The sequence below is a fragment of the Microbacterium sp. NPDC077644 genome (assembly GCF_040702785.1).
Lineage (GTDB): Bacteria > Actinomycetota > Actinomycetes > Actinomycetales > Microbacteriaceae > Microbacterium.
On the sequence record NZ_JBFBME010000002.1, the window covers coordinates 158,662 to 179,898 of the forward strand.

18 protein-coding genes, 1 tRNA gene and 1 pseudogene are annotated in these 21,237 nt (G+C 66.5%); 5 read left to right on the forward strand and 15 right to left on the reverse strand.

Annotation, left to right across the window (positions count from 1 at the left end; all coding sequences use genetic code 11):
- Positions 1-274 precede the first annotated feature (274 nt).
- A complete protein-coding gene (locus AB0269_RS07685; protein WP_366210660.1) occupies positions 275-673 on the forward strand; it encodes a hypothetical protein in 399 nt (132 codons plus the stop codon).
- Between the two features lie 761 nt (positions 674-1,434).
- On the opposite strand, the gene AB0269_RS07690 is transcribed toward AB0269_RS07685, so the two are convergent.
- The 4 genes from AB0269_RS07690 to AB0269_RS07705 are packed head-to-tail and all read right to left on the reverse strand — an operon-like array spanning position 1,435 to position 5,738.
- Complete coding sequence (locus AB0269_RS07690) at positions 1,435-1,725, reverse strand: muconolactone Delta-isomerase (protein ID WP_102209975.1); 291 nt, start codon at positions 1,723-1,725, stop codon at positions 1,435-1,437.
- A gap of 8 nt (positions 1,726-1,733) precedes the next feature.
- Positions 1,734-3,137, reverse strand: a complete 1,404-nt coding sequence (locus AB0269_RS07695; RefSeq protein ID WP_180964653.1) for an amidase — start codon at positions 3,135-3,137, stop codon at positions 1,734-1,736.
- Complete coding sequence (locus AB0269_RS07700; RefSeq protein WP_366211443.1) at positions 3,134-4,258, reverse strand: alcohol dehydrogenase catalytic domain-containing protein; 1,125 nt, start codon at positions 4,256-4,258, stop codon at positions 3,134-3,136. Before AB0269_RS07700 ends, AB0269_RS07695 begins: the two co-directional genes overlap by 4 nt.
- Before the next feature lie 37 nt (positions 4,259-4,295).
- Positions 4,296-5,738, reverse strand: a complete 1,443-nt coding sequence (locus AB0269_RS07705; RefSeq protein WP_308409693.1) for an MFS transporter — start codon at positions 5,736-5,738, stop codon at positions 4,296-4,298.
- Positions 5,739-5,812: 74 nt separating this feature from the next.
- Here AB0269_RS07705 and AB0269_RS07710 point away from each other — a divergent pair, with 74 nt between their 5' ends.
- Positions 5,813-7,618, forward strand: a complete 1,806-nt coding sequence (locus AB0269_RS07710) for a GAF domain-containing protein (RefSeq protein ID WP_366210661.1) — start codon at positions 5,813-5,815, stop codon at positions 7,616-7,618.
- 145 nt (positions 7,619-7,763) lie between these two features.
- Here the strand turns inward: AB0269_RS07710 and istB are convergent, their stop codons facing one another.
- Positions 7,764-8,555, reverse strand: coding sequence for an IS21-like element helper ATPase IstB (istB, locus tag AB0269_RS07715; RefSeq protein ID WP_366210662.1), 792 nt, complete (start codon positions 8,553-8,555; stop codon positions 7,764-7,766).
- 50 nt (positions 8,556-8,605) lie between these two features.
- Here istB and AB0269_RS07720 point away from each other — a divergent pair.
- Positions 8,606-8,776: pseudogene (locus tag AB0269_RS07720) on the forward strand (tyrosine-type recombinase/integrase); the annotation flags it as partial.
- A 362-nt stretch (positions 8,777-9,138) separates the two neighbouring features.
- Here AB0269_RS07720 and AB0269_RS07725 read toward each other — a convergent pair.
- Together AB0269_RS07725 and AB0269_RS07730 are read right to left on the reverse strand one after the other, a co-directional pair.
- A tRNA-Ser gene (locus AB0269_RS07725) sits at positions 9,139-9,229 on the reverse strand.
- A gap of 57 nt (positions 9,230-9,286) precedes the next feature.
- Positions 9,287-10,333: a hypothetical protein gene (locus tag AB0269_RS07730; RefSeq protein WP_366210663.1), complete on the reverse strand. Its 1,047-nt coding sequence runs from the start codon at positions 10,331-10,333 to the stop codon at positions 9,287-9,289.
- Between the two features lie 101 nt (positions 10,334-10,434).
- Between AB0269_RS07730 and AB0269_RS07735 the strand changes: the two genes are divergently transcribed.
- Positions 10,435-11,208: a hypothetical protein gene (locus tag AB0269_RS07735; protein WP_366210664.1), complete on the forward strand. Its 774-nt coding sequence runs from the start codon at positions 10,435-10,437 to the stop codon at positions 11,206-11,208.
- 190 nt (positions 11,209-11,398) lie between these two features.
- Here AB0269_RS07735 and cydC read toward each other — a convergent pair whose 3' ends face one another.
- Genes cydC through AB0269_RS07760 form a run of 5 tightly spaced genes read right to left on the reverse strand, consistent with a single transcriptional unit; the run spans position 11,399 to position 17,855 of the window.
- Complete coding sequence (gene cydC, locus AB0269_RS07740) at positions 11,399-13,114, reverse strand: thiol reductant ABC exporter subunit CydC (protein WP_366210665.1); 1,716 nt, start codon at positions 13,112-13,114, stop codon at positions 11,399-11,401.
- Positions 13,111-14,739 carry a thiol reductant ABC exporter subunit CydD gene (gene cydD, locus AB0269_RS07745; RefSeq protein ID WP_366210666.1) on the reverse strand — a complete coding sequence of 543 codons (1,629 nt, stop codon included), beginning with the start codon at positions 14,737-14,739 and terminating at the stop codon, positions 13,111-13,113. The genes cydC and cydD overlap by 4 nt, the downstream gene beginning before the upstream one ends.
- Positions 14,736-15,761, reverse strand: coding sequence for a cytochrome d ubiquinol oxidase subunit II (gene cydB, locus AB0269_RS07750; RefSeq protein WP_366210667.1), 1,026 nt, complete (start codon positions 15,759-15,761; stop codon positions 14,736-14,738). Before cydB ends, cydD begins: the two co-directional genes overlap by 4 nt.
- Before the next feature lie 16 nt (positions 15,762-15,777).
- Entirely contained in the window at positions 15,778-17,193 is a 1,416-nt protein-coding gene (locus AB0269_RS07755; RefSeq protein WP_366210668.1) for a cytochrome ubiquinol oxidase subunit I, read from the reverse strand.
- 44 nt (positions 17,194-17,237) lie between these two features.
- Positions 17,238-17,855 carry an ArsR family transcriptional regulator gene (locus AB0269_RS07760; protein WP_366210669.1) on the reverse strand — a complete coding sequence of 206 codons (618 nt, stop codon included), beginning with the start codon at positions 17,853-17,855 and terminating at the stop codon, positions 17,238-17,240.
- 101 nt (positions 17,856-17,956) lie between these two features.
- Here AB0269_RS07760 and radA point away from each other — a divergent pair, with 101 nt between their 5' ends.
- Positions 17,957-19,336: a DNA repair protein RadA gene (gene radA, locus AB0269_RS07765; protein WP_366210670.1), complete on the forward strand. Its 1,380-nt coding sequence runs from the start codon at positions 17,957-17,959 to the stop codon at positions 19,334-19,336.
- A 75-nt stretch (positions 19,337-19,411) separates the two neighbouring features.
- Here radA and AB0269_RS07770 read toward each other — a convergent pair whose 3' ends face one another.
- The 3 genes from AB0269_RS07770 to AB0269_RS07780 all read right to left on the reverse strand — a co-directional run bounded on the left by AB0269_RS07770 (position 19,412) and on the right by AB0269_RS07780 (position 21,159).
- Positions 19,412-19,813, reverse strand: a complete 402-nt coding sequence (locus AB0269_RS07770) for a dehydrogenase (RefSeq protein WP_366210671.1) — start codon at positions 19,811-19,813, stop codon at positions 19,412-19,414.
- 187 nt (positions 19,814-20,000) lie between these two features.
- The gene (locus AB0269_RS07775) at positions 20,001-20,648 is read right to left on the reverse strand and encodes a hypothetical protein (RefSeq protein WP_366210672.1); all 648 of its coding nucleotides are present in this window, start codon (positions 20,646-20,648) and stop codon (positions 20,001-20,003) included.
- Positions 20,649-20,661: 13 nt separating this feature from the next.
- Positions 20,662-21,159, reverse strand: coding sequence for an amino-acid N-acetyltransferase (locus AB0269_RS07780; protein ID WP_366210673.1), 498 nt, complete (start codon positions 21,157-21,159; stop codon positions 20,662-20,664).
- Positions 21,160-21,237 lie beyond the last annotated feature (78 nt).

Sequence of the window (21,237 nt, forward strand, 5' to 3'; positions counted from 1 at the left end):
CAAACCGAAGGACCGAGCGCTACACCACTACCGGGGACTTGACCCACACGCGACCCGAATGCTCGCATACCTGAATCAGGTCGAATCGACCGGAGGCAGCTTCGGTGGCGTACGCCTTCGACCCCGACCCCGTTCTCCATAGGGCGATGCGCAGTTCCAGGGTGCACCGCGACTCGTGTGCTGACGGCACGACTGGTGAGAAACGAGCGGCATATCCGTCAGCGGCTCGTCGGGCGTAGAGACCGAGTCGTGCGGCAGAACGGTATGGGAAGTCATGAGCGCGGTCGATGCCGTGGGGATCATCGCGGAGGTGCTGTCGTGGGTCGGGGGGATTCTCGGGATGCCCCTCCTCATCGCTGCCCTGATCCTACGTGCCCGTGACAACGCGCGTCAGGCCGTCAGTGTGACCATCGTCGAGGATCTCGACGCACAGCCCGTCGTCCTCTGGTCGGTCGGTGATCACACTTACTCGCGTCCCCTGACGGCCCCGGAAGCCAACGAAGGAAACGAGTTGTTGGCGACGACGGGTTACGTGTTTTCCCGCTATCCGGATCGCCTCGCGCTCCAGCGGCGTTCACCACCCGCGCAACGCGCATGCATGGCCGTCGCGCTCGCCGGCATCATCGTCGCGGTGGTCGGCTTCCTCGTTTCCCTCATCCCGATCGTGTGGTGACGGTAGTCAGTCGTACACGCGGTGCACGTGCCAGTGTCCGCCCGCGTCAGCGAATACATCGAACACGAAACTCTGCCCAGCCCGGCTAGCCTGAAACCGCCACCCGTCGCACTGTTCCGCCACATTCAACACGACCGCACCGGAGCGCCCAGACGTGTAGGGGGTGTCAGTCACGATCCATCGCCGACCATCGAGCACCATCCGCGTCGGCACCCCGTGGGTCAACCAAACGGTGACGAAGTGATCGATAACTGGCGCTCGCATGACAGTTGCGTCTAGAACAAATATTCGGGACACGCTAGCGTGTATCCGGGAGGACGCAGTGGGCGCGAATCGGCGTTACGCGGCACGCTGAGCGCTTGGCGAGGACCGGGACTTCGCAGACGCTCACGGATGCGGAGTTGGACCTTGCCCACCAGCCGACGACGCGTGATCCTCGACCGAAGAAGGTGCGCGCATGGGTGCGGTTCAGGAACTCCCCCGCCGAGGTCGACGCGCTTGTTCATGCGTGGACCGAGCGTGCGGCGGCGATCAGCTTCGAGTTGGCCGGGAAGACGTACCGCACCTGGGTGTGGGCATCCGCGGTCCGCTCGCCGCCACGATAGCCAGCCCATGTCCATCATCTCACCCGGCGCATGGCGGGTGACGGTCGGGGCTGCCCGGGTCAGTCGGACTCGACCGCGACGCTCACCTGAAACTCGCACGACCCGGCGGCCGATCGCCGGGCTGAGCCAGCCGGGCACGCCTGCAGCAACCACCGCTCAAGCGGGCACTTCGGAGAGCGCTACCGGGTGTGTTGCAAGCGGGATCACCGACATCTTCGAGTACGGAGCTATCGGAAGACTATCGAGGATGGCATGGAGCTCGTCGTTGCTAGCGACGTCGAAGATCGAGTAGTTCGCGAACGCACCGACGACCCGCCATAGGTGTCGCCAATGACCTGACTCTTGCAGTTCCTGCGACGCCACCCGTTCACGCCCAAGGAGTTCTGTTCGCTCACCATCCGGCATGGAAAGAGGAATCGCCACATCCATCCTTACGAGAAAGAGCATGGCCCCCCTCAATCCTCTCGCGGGTCGCTCATGTTCGCGGCCTTACCTAGAGCGCTCTGAATCGCAGATGCAATCGGCAGGAGGTCGATATCCCGGCCGGGGCGACCGATCACCTGGAGACCCGCCGGCAACTCCTCGCCTGGCCCCCACATCGGAATCGTCACAACGGGAAAGTCGAGGAAGCTCCAGGGCACTGTGAAGAGCTTTAGGGTCGCTCGTTGGTACGCCCGCTCTTCCGCGGGCACGCCGCCGTCGAAATCCGCGTGCGGAGTCTTGATCGGCACGGTCGGCATCAGCAGGACATCCCTGTCACCGAGACGCTCAGCGACGACGGCTTGAAGCCGTGGACGCCCTTGCAGTGCGTCCACGTACCGCCACCCCGGGATTTCCGAAGCTGCACGGAGTCGATCAAGAACCTCAGGATCGTACAAGTGAGGTTGGCGCTCCATCATGTCGTGGTGTATGGCGACCGACTCTGCCGACAGCATCGACAGGTGTGCGTGAGTCGTCTCGTCAACCTCGGGGAGCGATACGGTATCGACAAAAACTCCGAGCTCGCGAATAGCCGCCAGCGCGGCCTCGAATGCATGGCTGACGAATGCGTCCATTTCAGACATGAGGTCGCAGGCTACGACACCTGCCGACCACGGACCGGGTGCGACAGAGACGTCCGTCTGCCGGATCACAGACGAGCCGGAGAGTGCCTCAAGTACCGTGTACGTATCAGCCACCGAAGCAGCGATTGGTCCGACGGTGTCGAAGGATGGGCCGAACGGGAAGACACCGTCCGTGCTGATGATGTGAGAAGAAGGCTTCAAGCCGACTGTTCCGCACATCGCTGAAGGGATGCGTACCGAGCCAGCTGTATCCGTACCTATCGCGAACGGCACGAGTCCTGCGGCGACCGCGGCGGCCGAACCGCTGCTGGATCCGCCGGTCATCAACCTGTGGTCATAGGGATTCAGAGCTGCGCCTGTGTGCGCTCTGTCCCCCGTCGGCCCATATGCGAACTGATGCGTGTGCGCTTTTCCGATGATGACCGCCCCGGCGTTTCGGAGGGCGACCACTACCGCAGCATCCTGCTCTGGGACGTGGTGCTCAAAGTGCCGGGAGCCCATCGTGGTCACGACCCCAGCAGTATCGATCAGGTCCTTGACCGCCGTCGGGATTCCGTGAAGGGGTCCACGATCCTTCTCATCCGCAAGCTCTGCATCGAGCATTGCCGCGTGCGCCAGGGCACCCTCTCGATCGAGTGTCACGAAGCAATTGATCACCGCGCCGATAGTCTCGGCGGCTTCGAGAGCGCGCGTCACCAGTTCGACCGACGTCACCTTGCCGGCGCGAAGCGCACCGCCCAGCGTCGCTATCGATTCACCCGCGAACGGGCCACTGCCCACTGATCGATCGGTCACGATGCCTCCTCCTGGCCTGGAAAGGTGATGATCTGACGAAGCGCGAGGCCATCAGCCAACGCGTCCATCGCCTCGTTGATCTCCTCGAGTTCGATACGGCCAGAGATGAGCGCCTCCACCGGCAGCCTTCCCGCACGCCACAGTTCGACGAACTTCGGAATGTCGCGCTGCGGCACCGCCGACCCCAGGTAGCTACCAACCACCGTACGGGCTTCAGCAGTCAATGTGAGCGGAGACAGCGTGCTGAGGTCGCTGGGACCGGGAAGCCCAACGGTAGCAGTGATGCCGCCTGGCGCGGTTAACTCAAATGCGACGTCGAACGCGGCAGCTCGGCCAGCGGCTTCCAGCACGTGGGTCCCGCGGATACCGGCAGCGCGAGCCTCCCCCGTCGTGTAGGTGGCAGATGCACCGAGTTGTCTTGCGAATTCAAGCTTGTCGGGGCTCGTGTCTACACCCACAACTGTGACCCCCTCAAGCGCCAGGGCCGTTATCAGCGCGGCCATGCCGACGCCACCAAGGCCGACCACGATGACCGTGTCCCCCGTTGTCGGTTGCAACGAGTTGAGCACGGCTCCACCACCCGTCAGCACGGCGCACCCGAGCAGCGCCGCCACGTCGGCGGGCACATCCTGATCGATGCGAACGATCGAGTTCTGATTCACGACCGCATGGCTCGCGAAAGCCGAGACTCCCAGGTGATGGAACACCTGTTCACCATCCCGCGTTAATCGAATATGGTCGCCCAGAAGGACGCCACGTCCGTTCGCAGCCGAGCCGACTTCGCAAGGGATGCGACCATTAGTCGCACAAGCTTCACAACTTCCGCATCGCGGCAGGAACGTCAGCACAACCCGGTCCCCGATCGCCAAACCCGAGACATCTTCGCCGAGCATCGTGATGATGCCCGCCGCTTCATGGCCCAGCAGGAGAGGTGTCTGTCGCCGGCGCGTGCCGTCGACGACAGAAAGATCGGAATGGCAGATGCTCGCGGCTTCAAGGCGCACCATGACCTCGCCCGCACCCGGCTGTTCCAACTGAATCGTGGAGACCCGCAAGGGCCGCGACTGAGCATAAGGCCGAGGCGCTTCCATCTGTTCCAGCACCGCACCAAGGACCGAAATCGTCCTCTGCCCCGTTGATACGACCTCGGGTCGGGCGTCAGGTCGCGTCTGCGTCATCATCAATCCTCAGCTTGGCTCCGAAGTAGCCGGCGATCGCGGTGATCGCCGCCAGGATGATCAGGATCGTGGAGACTGGCCAGGAGGCTCCGCCCGAGAGACTGAGGCTCCAGGTTGCGATGAACGGAAGGAATCCGGCGAGTGCACCGGCGACGTTGTACCCGAGCGCCACTCCGGTATAGCGGACGCGCGCAGGGAATAGTTCCGTGAGCAATGTGCCGGTGACGGCGTAGGAGATCGAAACAATCGCAACGCCGGCTGACACGGCGACGATCACGGCCGCCGGGTGGCCCGTGTCGATCAGCATGTAGAGAGGGAACGCACTCAATGCACTGAGCCCTGCGCCAATCATGGTCATGCGCCCCGCTCCGATTCGTTCGGACAGGCGGCCAACAACAAGAACGAGGACACCCTGGACGACGGCCGCGATCGTGGTCGCATTGACGAGTAGTTGACGGTCAAGCCCGAGCGTGCTCGTTCCGTAACTGACCGCGAATGTCGTCATGACATAGAAGCCCCCCACACCGAGCAGCGCCGCACCCACAGCGACGAGCAGTCGACCCCACGCGGTCTTGAATACCTCTGCGGCCGGGATCTTGGCGACCTGCTCCTGCTTCACGAATTCCTCAAAGACAGGCGACTCTTCCACACGAATGCGAATGACCACAGCGATGATGAGCAGCGGGAACGCGGCCAAGAAGGGCAGGCGCCAACCCCAGGCGTCGAATACATCGTTCGGGAACAGAAGGACAAGCGCAAACGCTCCCGAAGACAGCAGGGTGCCCACTGGGGAGCCAAGCTGGACAAGCGCAGAGTAGCGACCGCGCTTCTCGACCGGCGAGTGCTCGACGGCAAGCGTCATGGCCCCACCCCATTCGCCGCCGACTGCGAGACCCTGGAGAAGGCGGAGGACGGCAAGAAGGATCGGAGCTGCGAGTCCGATGCTTCCGAAGTCCGGGAGAAGACCGATCAAGCCGGTGGCGAGACCGATGAGGATGATGGTGAGGATCAGGGTCGGTTTGCGACCCATCCGGTCTCCCATGAACCCGAAGATGACCGATCCCAGCGGGCGTGCTGCGAACCCAACCCCGAAAGTCGCAAGCGCCGCGAGCGTCCCAGCCGTCGGATGCAAGTCAGTGAAGAAGAGTCTGTTGAAGACGAGTGCGGCCGCGGTGCCGAAGAGGAAATAGTCGTACCACTCCAGCGCGGTCCCAACAAAGGCTGCCCTTGCAACTCGACCCGCTTCGTTGCTGTCTATGTGCGTCACTTCTTGCCGTCCCTTTACAGCAGATGTCATGTTTGATCTCATTCCTTGAGTCCAGGAACGCGGTACAGCTTCGCGCCGCGTGTTCGGGATATTCGCAAACCGATCGCTGAACGAGTCAGAAGGCTGCAATGCCGCGTCGTTCGTCAGCTTCTTCAATCTTGCGAGCGGTGTCAGAGAATTGCTATCTCATCTCATTCCATATACATGCTCAAGCTATGTAGATTTATGACATGCCTGTGCACGATGCCGCCCGCCGCATGTTCGCCTTTATCCAGGATGAAGGCACCGAGGACGCCCCACTGCGCCTGATGGAAAATCTTGCCGCAGATCCCGACTTGAGCGATCTTGTGCAGATTGCCCGTCGAATCCGTGAAACCCTCAATCGCGGAGCGGCACGCGAGAGCCTCCTGCGGGTACTTTTCGACACCGCAACCGATCTGGCCGCCATCACCGACTACGAGAAGGTTCTGCGCACGATCGTTCGTCGCACGCGCGTTCTGTTGGGGACGGATATGGCATACATCAGCTTGAATGACTACGAATCCGGTGAGACGTACATGCGCACCACCGATGGCGTGATCACCGACGCGTACCGAGGCATTCGGATGCCTCTCGGTACCGGTGTGCTGGGGCGGGTCGCGGCTGGCAATGCGTCCGCACAGACGGCTGATTACCTCACGGATCCGGCCATCGTTCGGCACCACGGGATCGACGACATAGTCGACCAAGAAGGCGTCAAGTCACTCCTCGGAGCACCCTTGCGAAGCGGCGGCAACCTGATGGGTGCACTCCTCGTGGGCAATCGATACCGACACCGTTTCTCTGCGGAAGAGGTCTCCACCGTCGAGTCCATCGCGTCGCTCGCTTCGGTCGCTCTCAACAATGCTCGGCACCTCCAAGAAATGCACAACCTGCTCTCCCAGCACGATGCCACCCGCCAGATGCTCGATGACCAGGTCCAGCAGCTCGAACACATCAGCACCCACGAACGACTCCTCACGGAGTGTGTCGTCGCGCCGAATCCACTTGATGAGCTCGTGAGTGTGCTGCAAACCGAACTTGGCCTGGCGATAGCGGTCCTCGACGCTTCCGAGACCAAGATCGCCGGAGATCTCATCCCGTCCACGCCCCCGGTCCCGCATACGGAGGCGTTTGTTGCAACCGTAGCGAACCGATCCCTCGGTCGCATCGTCACCGCAGGGCAGCTCTCAGAGGCACAACGTCGACTCGTGTCTCGCTCGGCACTCGTCCTCAGCGTGATACTCCTGATGGAAGAATCTCGTTTTCATGCGGATCAGCGACAGCAATCAGAGCTTCTCGAGCTTCTCGTGAGTCCGACCCGCAGTGATTCTGCTGGCGCCTTGCGACGCTCTGCGAAGTTCGGTATTCGTGCAGGCTCGCAAGCGCACGTCAGCGTCCTCGAAGTCGGCGATGCAGAGTTGGATCAGGTACTCCCTCTCGTCAGGCACTTGCTCGGCGAGTCCAGCGGGATCGCCTCGCTGAAAGATCAGCTTGTCGTCGTCGTGAGCGGCGCTTTCGATGGCAGTCAGATTCATAAGGCGCTCCACCAGCGCGGGGTGCGAGCGACGGTCGGTTTCGCATCTCGCGCTCTCGACGAAGAGCTTTTGGCCAGCGCCTACGACGCAGCAAGGGCGACGTTGGATGTCCTCCTTGCACTCGACCTCACGAACAGCGCAGTCCACCACGACCAGCTGGGGATCGCCGGAATGCTCTTCCGCTATAGCCCTGCGGGATTCGGATCAGAACTCGTAGATGCAATACTCGGACCCTTGCGTCAATACGACGCGACTCGCGGCACCTCACTCACGGAGACCGCGTGGCGGTACCTGAGTAACGATCGACATCACGATGCAACCGCCCAAGACCTGCACATCCACCCGAGCACCGTCCGTCAACGAGTGAGCAGGATCAGCCAATTGCTCGGAAGCGGATGGGACGCGGGGTATCGAAAGCTCGATATCCAGATCGCGCTGCAGATGTGGAAACTGCGCCAACACATACAACGCAACCCATAGACGACCCCTCAGTGTACGACCTGAGCAAGCTTCGTCGAGCGGATACGGAGAGATGAGTTTCTGGTACGTCGCTCTCTCTGTCGACGACGTTCGAATTTGAGGCCGATGTGACGGTGGAAAGTGAGGCCACTGGTTCGTCGTTTGCTTAGTCTGCCCGATCTTGCGTTTTGATGCTGGGGAGGCTGTCGATTCCTCGTCCTCTGAGTCGGTAGCTGGCGCCCTTGAGGGTGAGGACGTCGGCGTGGTGGACGATGCGGTCGATCATCGCAGCGGCGACGGCTTGGTATCCGAACACGCCGCCCCATCCGGAGAACGGCAGGTTCGAGGTCAGGATCAGCGAGGCGTGTTCGTAACGGGATGAGACGAGCTGGAAGAACAGGTTCGCGGCGTCTTGCTCGAAGGGGAGGTAGCCGACCTCGTCGACGATGATGAGCCCGTAACGCCGCAACCGGGCGAGCTCTTGCGGGAGTCGGCTTTGCCGGTGCGCTTCGGTGAGGCGGGTGACCCATTCCGTTGCGGTCGCGAACAGCACCCGGTGTTTGTGGCGGGCGGCGACGATCCCGAGCGCGGTCGCCATGTGTGTCTTCCCCGTTCCGGGAGGTCCCAGCAGGACGACGTTGCGGGCCTCGGTGAGGAACCCGCCCGATGTCAGGGCGGCGACCTGGGACCGGACGGCGGGTTGCGCGTCCCAATCGAAGTCTTCGATGGTCTTGCGTCCAGGGAATCCGGCGGCGCGGATGCGAAGCTCGGCGCCGGACGCGTTCCGTGCGGAGACCTCCCTCTCGAGAACTGCGGCGAGGTAGTCCTCGAACGACCAGCCCGCATCCCTGGCCTGGTCCGCGAGCCGGGCGGCGGCCTCGGTGATCCGCGGTGCTTTGAGCGCTCCGGCGAGGTAGGTGATCTGCTTGACCGCTTCCGGGGTCTTGGCCCCGGCCATCAGCTCATCTCCCCATCAAGCGAGCGCGCAGATCGGATCCATCGTTCAAGAAGGTCACGCCTCACGATCTTCGTCATACGGCTGCGAGCCTGGCCATCAGCTCCGGAGCGAACGTGAAGGCTGTGCAGCACATGCTCGGTCATGCCAGTGCCGCTATGACGCTCGACACATACAGTGACCTGTTCGAGGACGACCTCGACGCTGTCGCCGACGCACTCGACCGCGCCCGAGCAGAGGCGCGGCCCTCCAGCCGGCGCGGGCCGACGATCAACGCCTTCGCCCGAGCCCGTCGCGCTCAACAGCTCCGAGAAGCGAACAAGCGGTATTACGTCGCCGCACCGGTCACGACGACCGCCGACACGTCCGGTCTGCGCCTCGGCCGTTAGCGCGTTCCACACAGGCGCGAGTCGTGTCACTGCGCCGGCGTGCCCGTCGGCGAACGCTGCACAATCGTGCCGCAACACTCGTGGCAACTCGCGCCACCGGATTCAGATGTGTGAGATTCGTGGGATTTCGACCTGTGTGGACAATGACGAAGGCCCCGACATCCCAGTGTTTTCTAGGAGAGTCGGGGCCTTCGTGGTGGCGGTGACGGTGGGATTTGAACCCACGGTAGGGGGTTACCCTACACAACTTTTCGAGAGTTGCACCTTCGGCCGCTCGGACACGTCACCGTCGTCCAGTTTACGACACGGGAACGATGCGCGCGAATCGGGCTGTCCGTGCGGCCGTCACCGGGTCGCGGCGACCTCGGCGTGGGTCTGCAGGATGCCCTCCGTGCTCCCTTCCGGAGCGCGCCCGATGCCGCATTCGGTTGCGACTCCGAAGGACGAAACGACAGCGGATGCCGCGGCGATCCGCCGCTGCGCACCGTCGACCCCGTCCTCCCGGTGAATGAGGCCCAGGTACAGCTCGGCCACAGGCTCGAGCGAGGCGAGCGGCGCGAAGTATGCTGCGTCGTCGCGCGCGATCGGCACCGGCAGATGCAACCACGACAGCGGACGAGCAGCCGACGCGATCACGGCGTTCGCGAAGCGGACGAGGGTTCCGGCATCCGCCGGTTCGATGAAGTGCTTCTCGCCGGCATCCCCGTAACAGAGGTGCACGCCCGCCTCGACGCCCGCAGGCACCGCATCGATGAGCACGGCGAGACGCGCGACGAGCCCGTCGAACGGATCCCCCTCCCACCAGGCCTCCATCGTCGTCCCGTACCCCGACGCGCGCTCGATGATGCCGAGTTCGCTCGCGACATCCCACTGGATCGCGAGATCCTCGTGCGGGACGGCATCCAGGATCCTCGATAGCTCCGCGAGCAGCGCCGCCGTGTACACCGGCTCGAGCGCCGCGCGATCGTCGCCTGCGAAGAACGACGAGATGATCGCGACCGGCGTCGGCAGCGACACCTGGAAGCGGATGCCGGCCGGCACCTCACCGGCATCGCGCAACCCCGTGAACACGACGTAGGACTCGATCGCAGCATCCGCATAGCCGAGTGGGGGAAGCGCGATGGATGCCGCATCCACCCCGTCCGCGATGCGGAGAGGACGCGCGTCCAGCCCGGCCGGGAACGGGATCGGCTCGTCCCCCACCCGTTCGATGCCGTCCGCCTGCCCGAGCACATCGGGCTGGAACATGATCCAGTGGAACCTCTTGCCGACCTCGCCGTCGGGGATGCGGCGGAGGTGCCCGCCGAGGACGGATGCCGCGGTGCGGATCGTCGTCTCGGCGTCGTCATAGTTCACACTGCCCACGAGGAGGGCGCCCTGCGGCTGAGTCATGCGCCCAGGCTAGCCACGCTGCCCGCCGCTGAATACCCCCGGCGACACATCCCGTCACGGATCACCGCGCTGGTTAGGATGACCTTACGGAGGTTGTTCCCATGAGCTTCATCACGTCGGCTGCGCTGGCACAGACCGGCTACGTCGTCCTCTCGCCTCTCGCGAGCCCGATCGATTCTGCCGAATGGCTGAGCCTGGAGTACGTCGGCTGGCGCTCGTCCGGCGTCACCCGCTTCGCGCCCCTGGCCAGTTACGCCGGCGAGATCGAGTGCAACGGCTTCTGGAACCAGACCCCGCCGCGCACCGACAAGGACGGTGTCTGGATCACCTCGCAGACCGAACACGCCCCGACACTGACCCAACTCGCTCAGGAACCGGGCGCGAACGTCGGGCGCTGCCGCGTGATCGAGCTGCAGCCGAACACCTACGCCGACGCGATCTACAACCTCCACCAGGACGACAACAACCGCCTCAACGACGACGGAACGGGCTGGGTCGTCCGCTCCTACGTCAACCTCACCGACGACTCGGACTCGCTGCTCATCCTCCGCGAGGACCGCTTCGACCCGGCGACCGAGCAGAGACTGCCCCTGCCCGCCGGTACCCGCATGGTCGTCGACACGCAGCGCTTCTGGCACGCGGTCTGGCACCGAGGCAGCACGCCGCGCTACTCGCTCATCACGTCCCTCACCTCAGGGCCCGAACTCGACGCCTACATCGCCGAGAACAACGGCACCCCGCACGTCGAGAGCGTTCCGGTCGACCCGGCGCTCATCGAGGACGCCCAGCTCGAGCAGCACCGCCGCATCGAGGAGCGCCGGCGCGCCTTCGAGGCGCAGGGGATCGTCATGGAGCCCCCGGTCGAGCTTTACTGAGGTCCCTGCGACCGCGGCAGGGGTCGCGAATGGCCGCCAAACCCTGCACGTGAGCGCCGAACACGCCCCCTCTCAGGAGCCGCCACACCGCTGCACGCGATGAGGGGGGCGCAAACGGTCGCCACCGCGTTGGAATAGCCGCACAATACGCCCCCTCCGCGCGCGCCGTCGTGCTGTCTGAGCGGCCCGCTCACACGGTGCGGCCGGCCTCGATCCGCACGACCCGATCGACCGTCCCCTCCGGCGGTGCGACGTGCGAGATCAGGATCACCGACTGGTCGCCCGCCGCCCCGAGCAGATCGCGCAGCAGCGCATCGGATGCCTCAGGATCGACCCCGGCCGTCGGCTCGTCGAGCACGAGGACGGGGAACCCGCGCAGCAGCGCCCTGGCGAGCGCGATGCGCTGCGCCTGACCGCCCGACACCAGTGCGCCGCGGTCGCCGACGCGGGCGTCGAGCCCGCCGCGCTCCCGTACCCACGCCCCGAGCCCGACGCGTCCGAGGACGGCGAGCAGGTCATCGTCGGTGGCCGTGTCGCGCGCGAACAGCAGGTTCTGCCGGATGTCCTCGTCGAAGAGCTGCGGATGCTGCTCGCACAGTCCGATGGTCCGACGGAGCGCCGGGCCACTGAGGGCGGCGGCATCCGTCGCGCCGATCGTGAACTCACCCTCGGCGCGCAGGAACCCGACGAGCACCGCGGCGAGCGAGCTCTTGCCGGCGCCGCTGGGGCCTGCGACGAGCACCCGCTCCCCCGGCGCGACGTCGAGCGTGACGCCGCGGAGCGCCGGCGCGCCCCCGGGCCACGAGGCTCGCACGTCCCGCAGGTGCACGGCTGCCCCCGGCGGCACGTCATCGGCCCCGGCGTCCGCCCGCAGCTCCCCCGGAACGGATGCCGGCAGCACGTCGACCACGCGCTCGGCGCTCGCGCGCACGCTCCGCCACGACGCCGCCGCCACCGGCACCGCGCCGAACACCTCGAACACGACCATCGGCACGAGCACGACCACGGCGAGCCACGGACCGTCGATCGCACCGGTTGCCAGTCCTGGGGATGCCGCGGCCACCGCCCACGCCGATGCGATGCCGGCGAGCACCGACACGACGCCGGCGGCGATGGCCTGCGCCAGCGAAGCGCGCGTCACCGTTCGACGCACGGCGGCGTCGGCGCGATCGATGCGTTCGCGGGCCGCCGGCTCCGCACCGTACGCGAGCAGGACGTCGAGGCTGCCGAAGTAGTCGACGAGGGATGCCGAGAGCTCGGCCCGCTCGTGAGACACCCGCTCCTCGGCGCGGGCGCCGAACACCCAGCCCAGGCCGATCGCGACGGCAGCCGCTGCGATCAGGCAGACGGCGAGCGTGAGCGCGGCGGGCGGCGAGACGAACGCGATGAACCCGACAGCGCCGACGGCGACGACGCCGGCGACCGCGAGCGGCTGAACGACGCGCAGGGGCAGGTTCTGCAGGTTCTCGACGTCGTCCACGAGCGCCGAGAGCACACGCCCGCGGTCGGTGCGGCCGAGCCCGGCCGGCGAGAGCGGGATGAGTCTGCGCACCATGTCGGACCGGGTCGTCGCGAGCTGACGCAGGGCCGCGTCGTGTCCGGACAAGCGCTCGAGGTAGCGGAAGACCGCCCGCGAGACGGCGAAGAAGCGCACGCCGACCACCGCGACCGACAGCGGCACGAGCGAGTCGACGATAGAGGCGCTCACGATGAGCCAGCCGCTGACGGCGAGCAGCGACACCGCCGCGACCGCCGAGAAGACGCCCCAGATGAGACCGGGGACGAACCTCCGCGTCGGCGGCTGTGCCAGGCGCAGGATGCCGCGGGCGCGGACGGTCGATTCTTCGATGGGCTCAGTGATCGGCCCCCGAGCCCGTCGAAGGGTCCGATCACGGGACCGGGTCATGCGCTCACCCCCAGCGAGACGACCTCGTCGGCGATGTCACGGGCGGTGCGGCGGTGCGAGATGAGGAGCACCGTGGCTCCGGCATCCGCCCGCTCGCGCAGCGTCGCCCACAGCCGCGCTTCGGTCTCGGCGTCCAGGGCGCTGGAGGGCTCGTCGAGCACGAGCACCCTGTCGGGGCGCTGCGCGTGCCGATACAGCGCGCGGGCGACCGCGACACGCTGCGCCTGACCGCCGGACAGCCCGCTCCCCTGCACTCCGAGCTCGAGGTCGGCGTCGAGGTCCTCAGCGCAGGCGGCGTCGAGAGCACGGCGGATGCCGGTCGCATCCGCCGTCGAGCCGAGTGCGACGTTGTCGGCGATCGTCCCGCGGATCAAGCCCGGAGTCTGCCCCGCCCAGGCGATCCCGTCCGCCGGGGCGAGCTCGCGGATGTCTCGGCCGCCGAGGGTCGCCGTGCCCGTGAACGGGGCGGCGCCTCGGAGAGCTGCGATCAGGCTGGACTTGCCCGAGCCGCTCGGTCCTTCGATGAGCGTCACGGTGCCCGGGCGCGCGGTGAACGAGACCGGTGCGAGGTCGCGGACGCGGACATTCTCTGCGCGCAACTCCTCAGAGTTGGTCGATGTGCGCGCTCCCCAGCCCCGATCGGCGTCATCCCCGCTCGTTTCTGAGGAGTTATGAACGCGAGCCGCCTCATCCAGCACGGCGAAGACGTCATCCGTCGCCGCCACTCCTTCGGATGCCGCGTGGAACTGCACCCCGACCTGACGGATCGGCAGGAATGCCTCCGGCGCCAGCAGCAGCACGAACAGCCCCACCTCGAGCGACAGGTCTCCGGCGAGCAGCCGGAACCCCACCGCCACCGCGATCAGCGCGACCGCGAGCGATGAGAGCAGCTCCATCGCGAAGCCTGACAGGAACGAGAAGCGCAGCACCTTCATCGTCTCGCGGCGGTACTGATCGGCCGTCGCCTCGATCTGCGCCGCCGCCCGCCGCTCGCGGCCGAACAGCCGCAGCGTCGCCAGCCCCTGCACGGTGTCGGCGAACCGGGCTGCGAGATGCTGCAGCGTCTGCCACTGCTTGCGCTGCACCGTGCGCGTCGCGATGCCGATGAGGATGAGGAACAGCGGGATCAGTGGCAGCGTGATGATCGCCGTGAGCCCTGACGGCCAGTCCTGCCACCACATCACCACGACGATCACGGGCGTCGCGATGACCGTGAGCACGAGCTGCGGCAGGTACTTCGCGAAGTACTGGTCCAGCGCCTCGAGCCCATGCCCTGCGGTGACGGCGAGCGACGCCTGGTTGCGTGAGGCGAGCCACCCGGGGCCCAGCCGCCCCACGGCGCCGATCAGCGCTCGGCGCAACTGCGTGCCGGTGGCCGCCGCCGCACGCATCCCGGCGAAATCGGATGCCGCGATCAGCGCGCCGCGCACCAGCGCGAGTGCCAGCATCCACCCGAGAGAAGACACGACAGAGCGCCCGGCGAGCGCGCCGGTCACGGCATCCGTCAGAAACCAGGCGAATGCGATCACCACCGCGGTCTGGAGCACGCCGATCGCCGCGGCGAGGACGAAGAATCCTCGCGCGGCGCCGGCGTACTTCAGAAGACGCGGATCGACGGGCTTCACGCGTGCACCGGCGCTCCCTCGATCGAGGCTCGGGTGACGCGCTTGCGGAACACCCAGTACGTCCACCCCTGATACAGCAGCACGAGCGGCAGGGCGACCAGGGCCGTCCACGTCATGATCTGCAGCGTGTACTCGGTGCTCGAGGCGTTCTCGATCGTCAGGCTGAACGCCGGGTCGATCGTCGACGGCAGCACATTCGGGAACAGTGCCGCGAAGAGCGTGACCACCGCGAACAGGGTCGTCAGCGCGCCGAACGCGAACGCCCAGCCCTCGCGTCCGCGCAGGTTCGAGACGATCGAGAGCACGAGCGACACGGCGGCGAGCGCGGCGAGGATCAGCACGGCGATCGAGAAGTGCGCGGCGACCGTCCACACCAGGAACGCGGCGGCGACGACCAGCGTCACCAGGCCGGCGCGGAAGGCCAGACGACGAGCATCCGATCGCAGCTTCCCGTCGGTCTTGAGCGCTACGAACGTGGCGCCATGCGTGAAGAACAGCAGGAGCGTGGTGAGGCCGCCCAGCAGCGCGTAGGGATTCAGCAGATCGAGCAGTGTGCCCACGTGGATGTGGTTCTCATCGAGCGCGACACCCTGAACGATGTTGGCGAACGCGACTCCCCACAGGAATGCGGGCACGGCAGAGCCGATGACGATCATCCGGTCGAAGCCGGCCTTCCAGCGCTCCGACTTGCCCTGGTGGCGGTACTCGAACGAGACGCCGCGCATGATGAGCGTCAGCAGGATGAGCAGCAGCGCGAGGTAGAAGCCGCTGAACAGCGACGCGTACCATTCCGGGAACGATGCGAACAGGCAGGCACCGGCGACGATGAGCCAGGTCTCGTTGAGATCCCACACCGGACCGATCGTGTTGATGATCTGCCGGCGCGTGACGTCGTCGCGGTTCCTGCCGATGCCGCCGAGGAACGGCAGCGACATGCCGACACCGAAGTCGAAGCCGTCGAGCACGAAGTAGCCGACGAAGAGGAAGGCGATGATGCCGAACCAAAGTGCCTGGAGATCCATGTCTGCATCCTTCCGATCAGTACACGACCGACGGCAGCGGGGCCGTCTCGTCGGCGGGCTTCTCGTCGGTGTCGGGCCCCTTCTGCGCGGCCTTGATGATGAGGCGGACCTCGACCACCGCGAGCGCGGCGTAGATCACCGTGAAGGCGATCAGCGAGATCAGCACCTCGAGTCCCGTGGTGCCAGGCGAGACGCCGTCACGGGTACTCATGAGCCCGAACACGATCCACGGCTGGCGGCCCATCTCGGTGAACACCCACCCGACGATGTTGGCGAGCAGCGCGAGCGGGTACGACCAGATCGCGATCTTCCACATCCACTTCGCGACGGGCTTCTTCGCGTTCTTGCGGGTGACCCACAGTCCGACCAGCGCGATGAACGCGTGCAGCATGCCCAGGCCGATCATCCAGCGGAACGCCCAGTAGGTGATCCACAGGACGGGAGCGAAGTTGTCGATGCCGAGATCGGCATATGTCGCGGCGTACTCGGCGTTCAGGTCGTTGATGCCGTGCACGCACGAATCGAGCGTGTGCGTCGACAGCAGCGAGAGCAGGTACGGAACGCGGATCGAGAACAGCTCGGACGAGCCGTCCGGGGTACCGAGCGTGAAGAGACTGAACGAGGCATCCGCTCCGCACACGGTGTTGAACGTGGCTTCGGCGGCGGCCATCTTCATCGGCTGCGCGGCGTACATCGCGAGTCCCAGCTGGTCGCCCGACAGCGCGACGCCGGCGGTCGAGACGAGCATCGCCCACAGTCCGAACTTCAGCGAGACGCGCATGGTCTCGAGGTGCTGGCCGCGGTAGAGGTGCCAGGCCGAGACCGAGATGATGACACCGGCCGCGAACATGAACGCGCCGAAGATCGTGTGCGGGAACGCGGCGAGCGCCACCGGGTTCGTCAGCAGCGCCCAGATGTCGACGAGCTCGGCGCGATTGGTGACCGGGTTGTACTCGTACCCGACCGGGTTCTGCATGAAGGCGTTCGCGGCGATGATGAAGTACGCCGACAGGGTGCTGCCGATCGCAACGCACCAGATGGATGCCAGGTGGAGCTTCTGCGGCAGCTTGTCCCAGCCGAAGATCCACACGCCGATGAACGTCGCCTCGAAGAAGAACGCCAGCAGCCCCTCGAACGCGAGCGGGGCGCCGAACACGTCGCCGACGAAGCGCGAGTAGTCCGACCAGTTCATGCCGAACTGGAACTCCTGCACGATGCCGGTCACGACGCCCATGGCGAAGTTGATGAGGAAGATCTTGCCGAAGAACCGGGTCAGGTGCAGGTAGTGGATCTTGCCGGTGCGCACCCACGCGGTCTGGAAGATCGCGGCGGCCAGCGCCATGCCGATCGTCAGCGGGACGAACAGGTAGTGGTACACGGTCGTGAGACCGAACTGCCACCTGGACAACGCCAGGGGATCCAGCCACTCCATCAGATGACTCCCTCTCTCAGGCGGCGCTCACGCCGCGACGGCCGTCAGGCCGCAGTGTCCCTCAGGTGGACGACGCACTCCTCGGGCAGAGCGGCATCCTGCACGAAGTCGGCGGAGAGCGGCCCGCCGGCCTCGGTCAGCACCGACTGCATGAGGCTCAGATGCACCCGGCACAGCACCGGGCGGTCCTCGGGTCGCGCCGCGGCGTGCGGGCACGGGGTGAGGTCGATGGTGAGCCTGCGGTCGTCGATGACGGGCTCGAATCCGCTTTCTTCGAGGTGCTCGACGAGGGCGTCGAGCTGATAGGTGGCCTCGCGGCCGAGATCGGATGCCGTGGACGGCAGCGCCCGGCGCATGAGGTCGCCGCGGCGGGCGGCGGCGCTGACCTTGTCGCGAGCGATCGGGCTGGATGCCTCGGGGGCGCCGGTGGCCGCGCTGTACAGCGTGCGCGGGCGACCACGGGTCGTGCGGTGCTCGGTCTCGGCGAGCACGTAGCCGCCGTCGATCAGGCGCTGCAGGTGCTCGCGCACCGTGTTCTGGTGCAGGCCCGTCGCCTCGCACAGCTCGCCGATCGTGCGGCGGGATCGCGACTGCACCAGGTGCAGGATCTGCACCCGGGAGAAGGTCGAGATCGGGCCGCATGCGGGCCGGGCGGTTGCCATACCTCGATTATGACGAGTTGCTGATCAGCCCGTGATTCTCAGGCCGTGAATAATGCCGGTCCGGTGATAGGGATGTCGGATCCCGTCGATAGCCTTGCTACATGGCAACCCGTCGTCCCGCTCCCGCCCCCTTCAAATGCTCCGAATGCGGGTGGACGACGCCGAAGTGGGTCGGGCGCTGCGGCGAGTGCCAGCAGTGGGGAACGGTCGAAGAGGTGTCGACCGCCGGTGTGCCGCGGGTGAGCGCCGTCGCCCCCGGGGCGGCGCGCGCAGCCCGGCCGATCACCCAGATCACGACGGCCGAGACTCCGCGCCGCTCGAGCGGGGTCGGCGAGTTCGACCGTGTGCTCGGCGGCGGCATCGTGCCGGGCGCTGCGATCCTGTTGAGCGGCGAACCGGGTGTCGGCAAGTCGACGCTGCTGCTCGAGGTGGCGGCCCAGGCCGCGCGGGGCGGCCGCCGTGTGCTGTACGCGAGCGCCGAGGAGTCCCAGGCCCAGGTGCGGCTGCGCGCCGAACGCACCGGCGCTCTGCACGACGAGCTGTATCTGGCGAGCGAGACCGACCTCGCGACGATCCTCGGGCACATCGACGAGGTGAAGCCGGAGCTCGTGATCGTCGATTCCGTCCAGACCGTGTCGTCGTCGCTGTCCGACGGGGCGGCCGGTCAGCCGAGCCAGGTGCGCGAGGTGGCGGCGACCCTGATCCGGGTGGCGAAGGAGCGGCATCTGCCGATCGTCATCGTCGGCCACGTGACGAAGGACGGTCAGGTCGCCGGCCCCCGCATCCTCGAGCATCTCGTGGACGTCGTGTGCCACTTCGAGGGCGACCGGCAGACCGCGCTGCGGTTCATCCGCGCGCTGAAGAACCGGTTCGGTCCGACCGACGAGGTCGGATGCTTCGAGATGACCGGCGACGGCATCGCCGAGGTGCCCGATCCGTCCGGGCTGTTCCTCGGGCACGGGTCGACGGAGCCCGGCACCTGCGTCGCGATCGCGATGGAGGGGCGCCGGGCGATGCCCGTCGAGGTGCAGGCGCTGACCGTCGAGACCGCCGCTCCCAACCCGCGCCGGGTGGTGTCAGGCCTGGATGCCGCGCGCGTCGCGATGGTGCTGGCGATCCTCGAGAAGCGCGGGCAGATCGCCACCTCGAAGCTCGATGTGTACGTGTCGACGGTGGGCGGCGTGCGATTCACCGAGCCCGCTGCCGACCTCGCGATCGCGATCGCCGTGGCGGGAGCCATCACCGGGGTCGCCGTGCCGCGCACGGTCGCCGCCGTGGGCGAGCTGTCGCTGGCCGGTGAGATCCGGCCGGTGACGCAGGCCGCTCAGCGCCGCGGCGAGGCGTCGCGGCTCGGCTACACGCGGGTCGTCGACGAACGGTCCGAGAAGCTGGCCGATGCGCTCGATGCCGTGCGCGTGCGCAGCCGCCGGTCAGCGCCGACTGAGCCGCGGCGCCGCGAGGACGCGGTTCCGCCGTTCTGAGCCGCGCTCGACGGGTCTTTGAGCGAGCGCAGCGAGACGAAACGGGCTGAGCGAGCCGCAGGCGAGTCGAAGCCGCTACGCCAGTGCCTTCAGCAGCTCATCCGGCGAGGCCTGCATGGGGTGCGGGCCCGCGATGTCGAGGAAGACGGTCGTGATCGTCTCGCGGTGCGTGGTGAGGAACTTCTCGAGCCATGCCGGCGAGTAGATGCCGATGTCGGGCGGCAGGTTTGCCGGCTTGTTCTTCGCATCGCTGAACAGCAGCAGCGCGACCTCTCCGGTGTTCGGGTCGCGGAAGGTCCACACCTCGCCCCCGTCGAGGGGGTTGTCGCGCGCTCCGGGGCGCAGCAGCGGTACGACCGTGTTGCCGTGACGGAGGGCCAGCGCGACGGCGGCGACATCCTGCTTCTCGAGCGCCGCGGCGAGCGCCTCGGAGCGGAACTCCTCGGGGCGGGGCTTGGGGGACTTCTTGGACGCCATGCCTCCAGCATAAAAGAGGGGCCCTTCCGAGAAATCCATTGGGGATTGGATGACTCGGAAGGGCCCGCGAGCTCTCGACCGGCGAAATGTCGAAGCGCTGGGGACGCTGAATACGACGCCACTGGGGATGGCTGACACCGGTATGTGCCGAGAGCTATTCCATGGTATCCCAAAGAATGGGTACCAGCTAGTAAAGGAAGATCTGCCGCGTCGTCGTGGCGTCGAATCCGCCGATCGATACGGCGACGTGATACGAGGCGCCTCCGCCGGGTGCTCGCGGCCGGTTCTCCTGCTCGCACGTTGAGGTATCGGAGCGTGTGCGGTCCCATGTGATGGGCTCTGCGCTGGTCACTTCCTGGCCCGCTGCGAGGGTCACGACCATGCTGCTGGGATTCTCCTGGCAATCCGTGGATCGCCACCAGATGTCGTCTCCGCTGGAGATCGTGAACACCTGGGTCGCCGACCCCACGTCGATCGTGCAGTCCGAGGAGCTGGCGTTCTTCAGCGAGATCGACAGCTTCGGATTCGTGCCGGCCTGGTAGCCCTCGGCATCCGTCACCGCTTCGACGACGACGTCGGCGGCGCGGCACGGCGCGGGTCCGGATGCGGTGGGCTCGGGTTCGGGCGTGTCCGAGTCCTCGGGTTCCGGTGTCTCGGAGCCGGTCGCGCTCGGGCTGGCGGACGGGGAGTCGGTCGGGGCCGCCTGCGTGTCCGCGCCCGCCCACGGCTGGGCGATGAGCAGCCATGCGCCGACCGCGATCGCCGCGACGACGAGGATGAGGATCGTGAAGAAGGCGAGGCGCCGGCGCCGGTAGACCGCTCTGCTGGGTGTCATCAGGTCCGCACCGTCACAGGTTCTTCAGCATCCGGGTGTTGCCGAGGGTGTTCGGCTTCACATGGGCGAGATCGAGGAACTCGGCGACGCCCTCATCCGGGCTGCGCAGCAGTTGCGAGTAGACGTCGGGGTCGACGACCTGCTCCCCGATCGGCGAGAACCCGCGACGGGTGAAGAAGTCGACCTCGAAGGTGAGGCAGAACAGCCGGGTGAGCCCGAGGTCGTGGGCGCGCCCCTCGAGAGCCTCCACGATCGCGCGGCCGACGCCGTGGCGCAGCCAGTCGTCGCGCACGATGAGGGTGCGGATCTCGCCGAGGTCCTCCCACATGACGTGCAGGGCGCCGCATCCGATCAGCTGCCCGTCCTGCTCGGCGACGACGAACTCCTGCACCGCGCCGTACAGCACGGCCAGGTCCTTGCCCAGCAGGATGCGCCGCTCGACCAGGGGCGCCAGCAACTGGTGGATGCCGAGGATGTCGGCGCTGCGCGCAGATCGGACGGTGTAGCTCACCCCTCAAGCCTAGAACTCGCCAGCCCGGTGACCCGGGAACCCGTCCGGCGACGACGGGAGCCGAATCCCAGACGACTG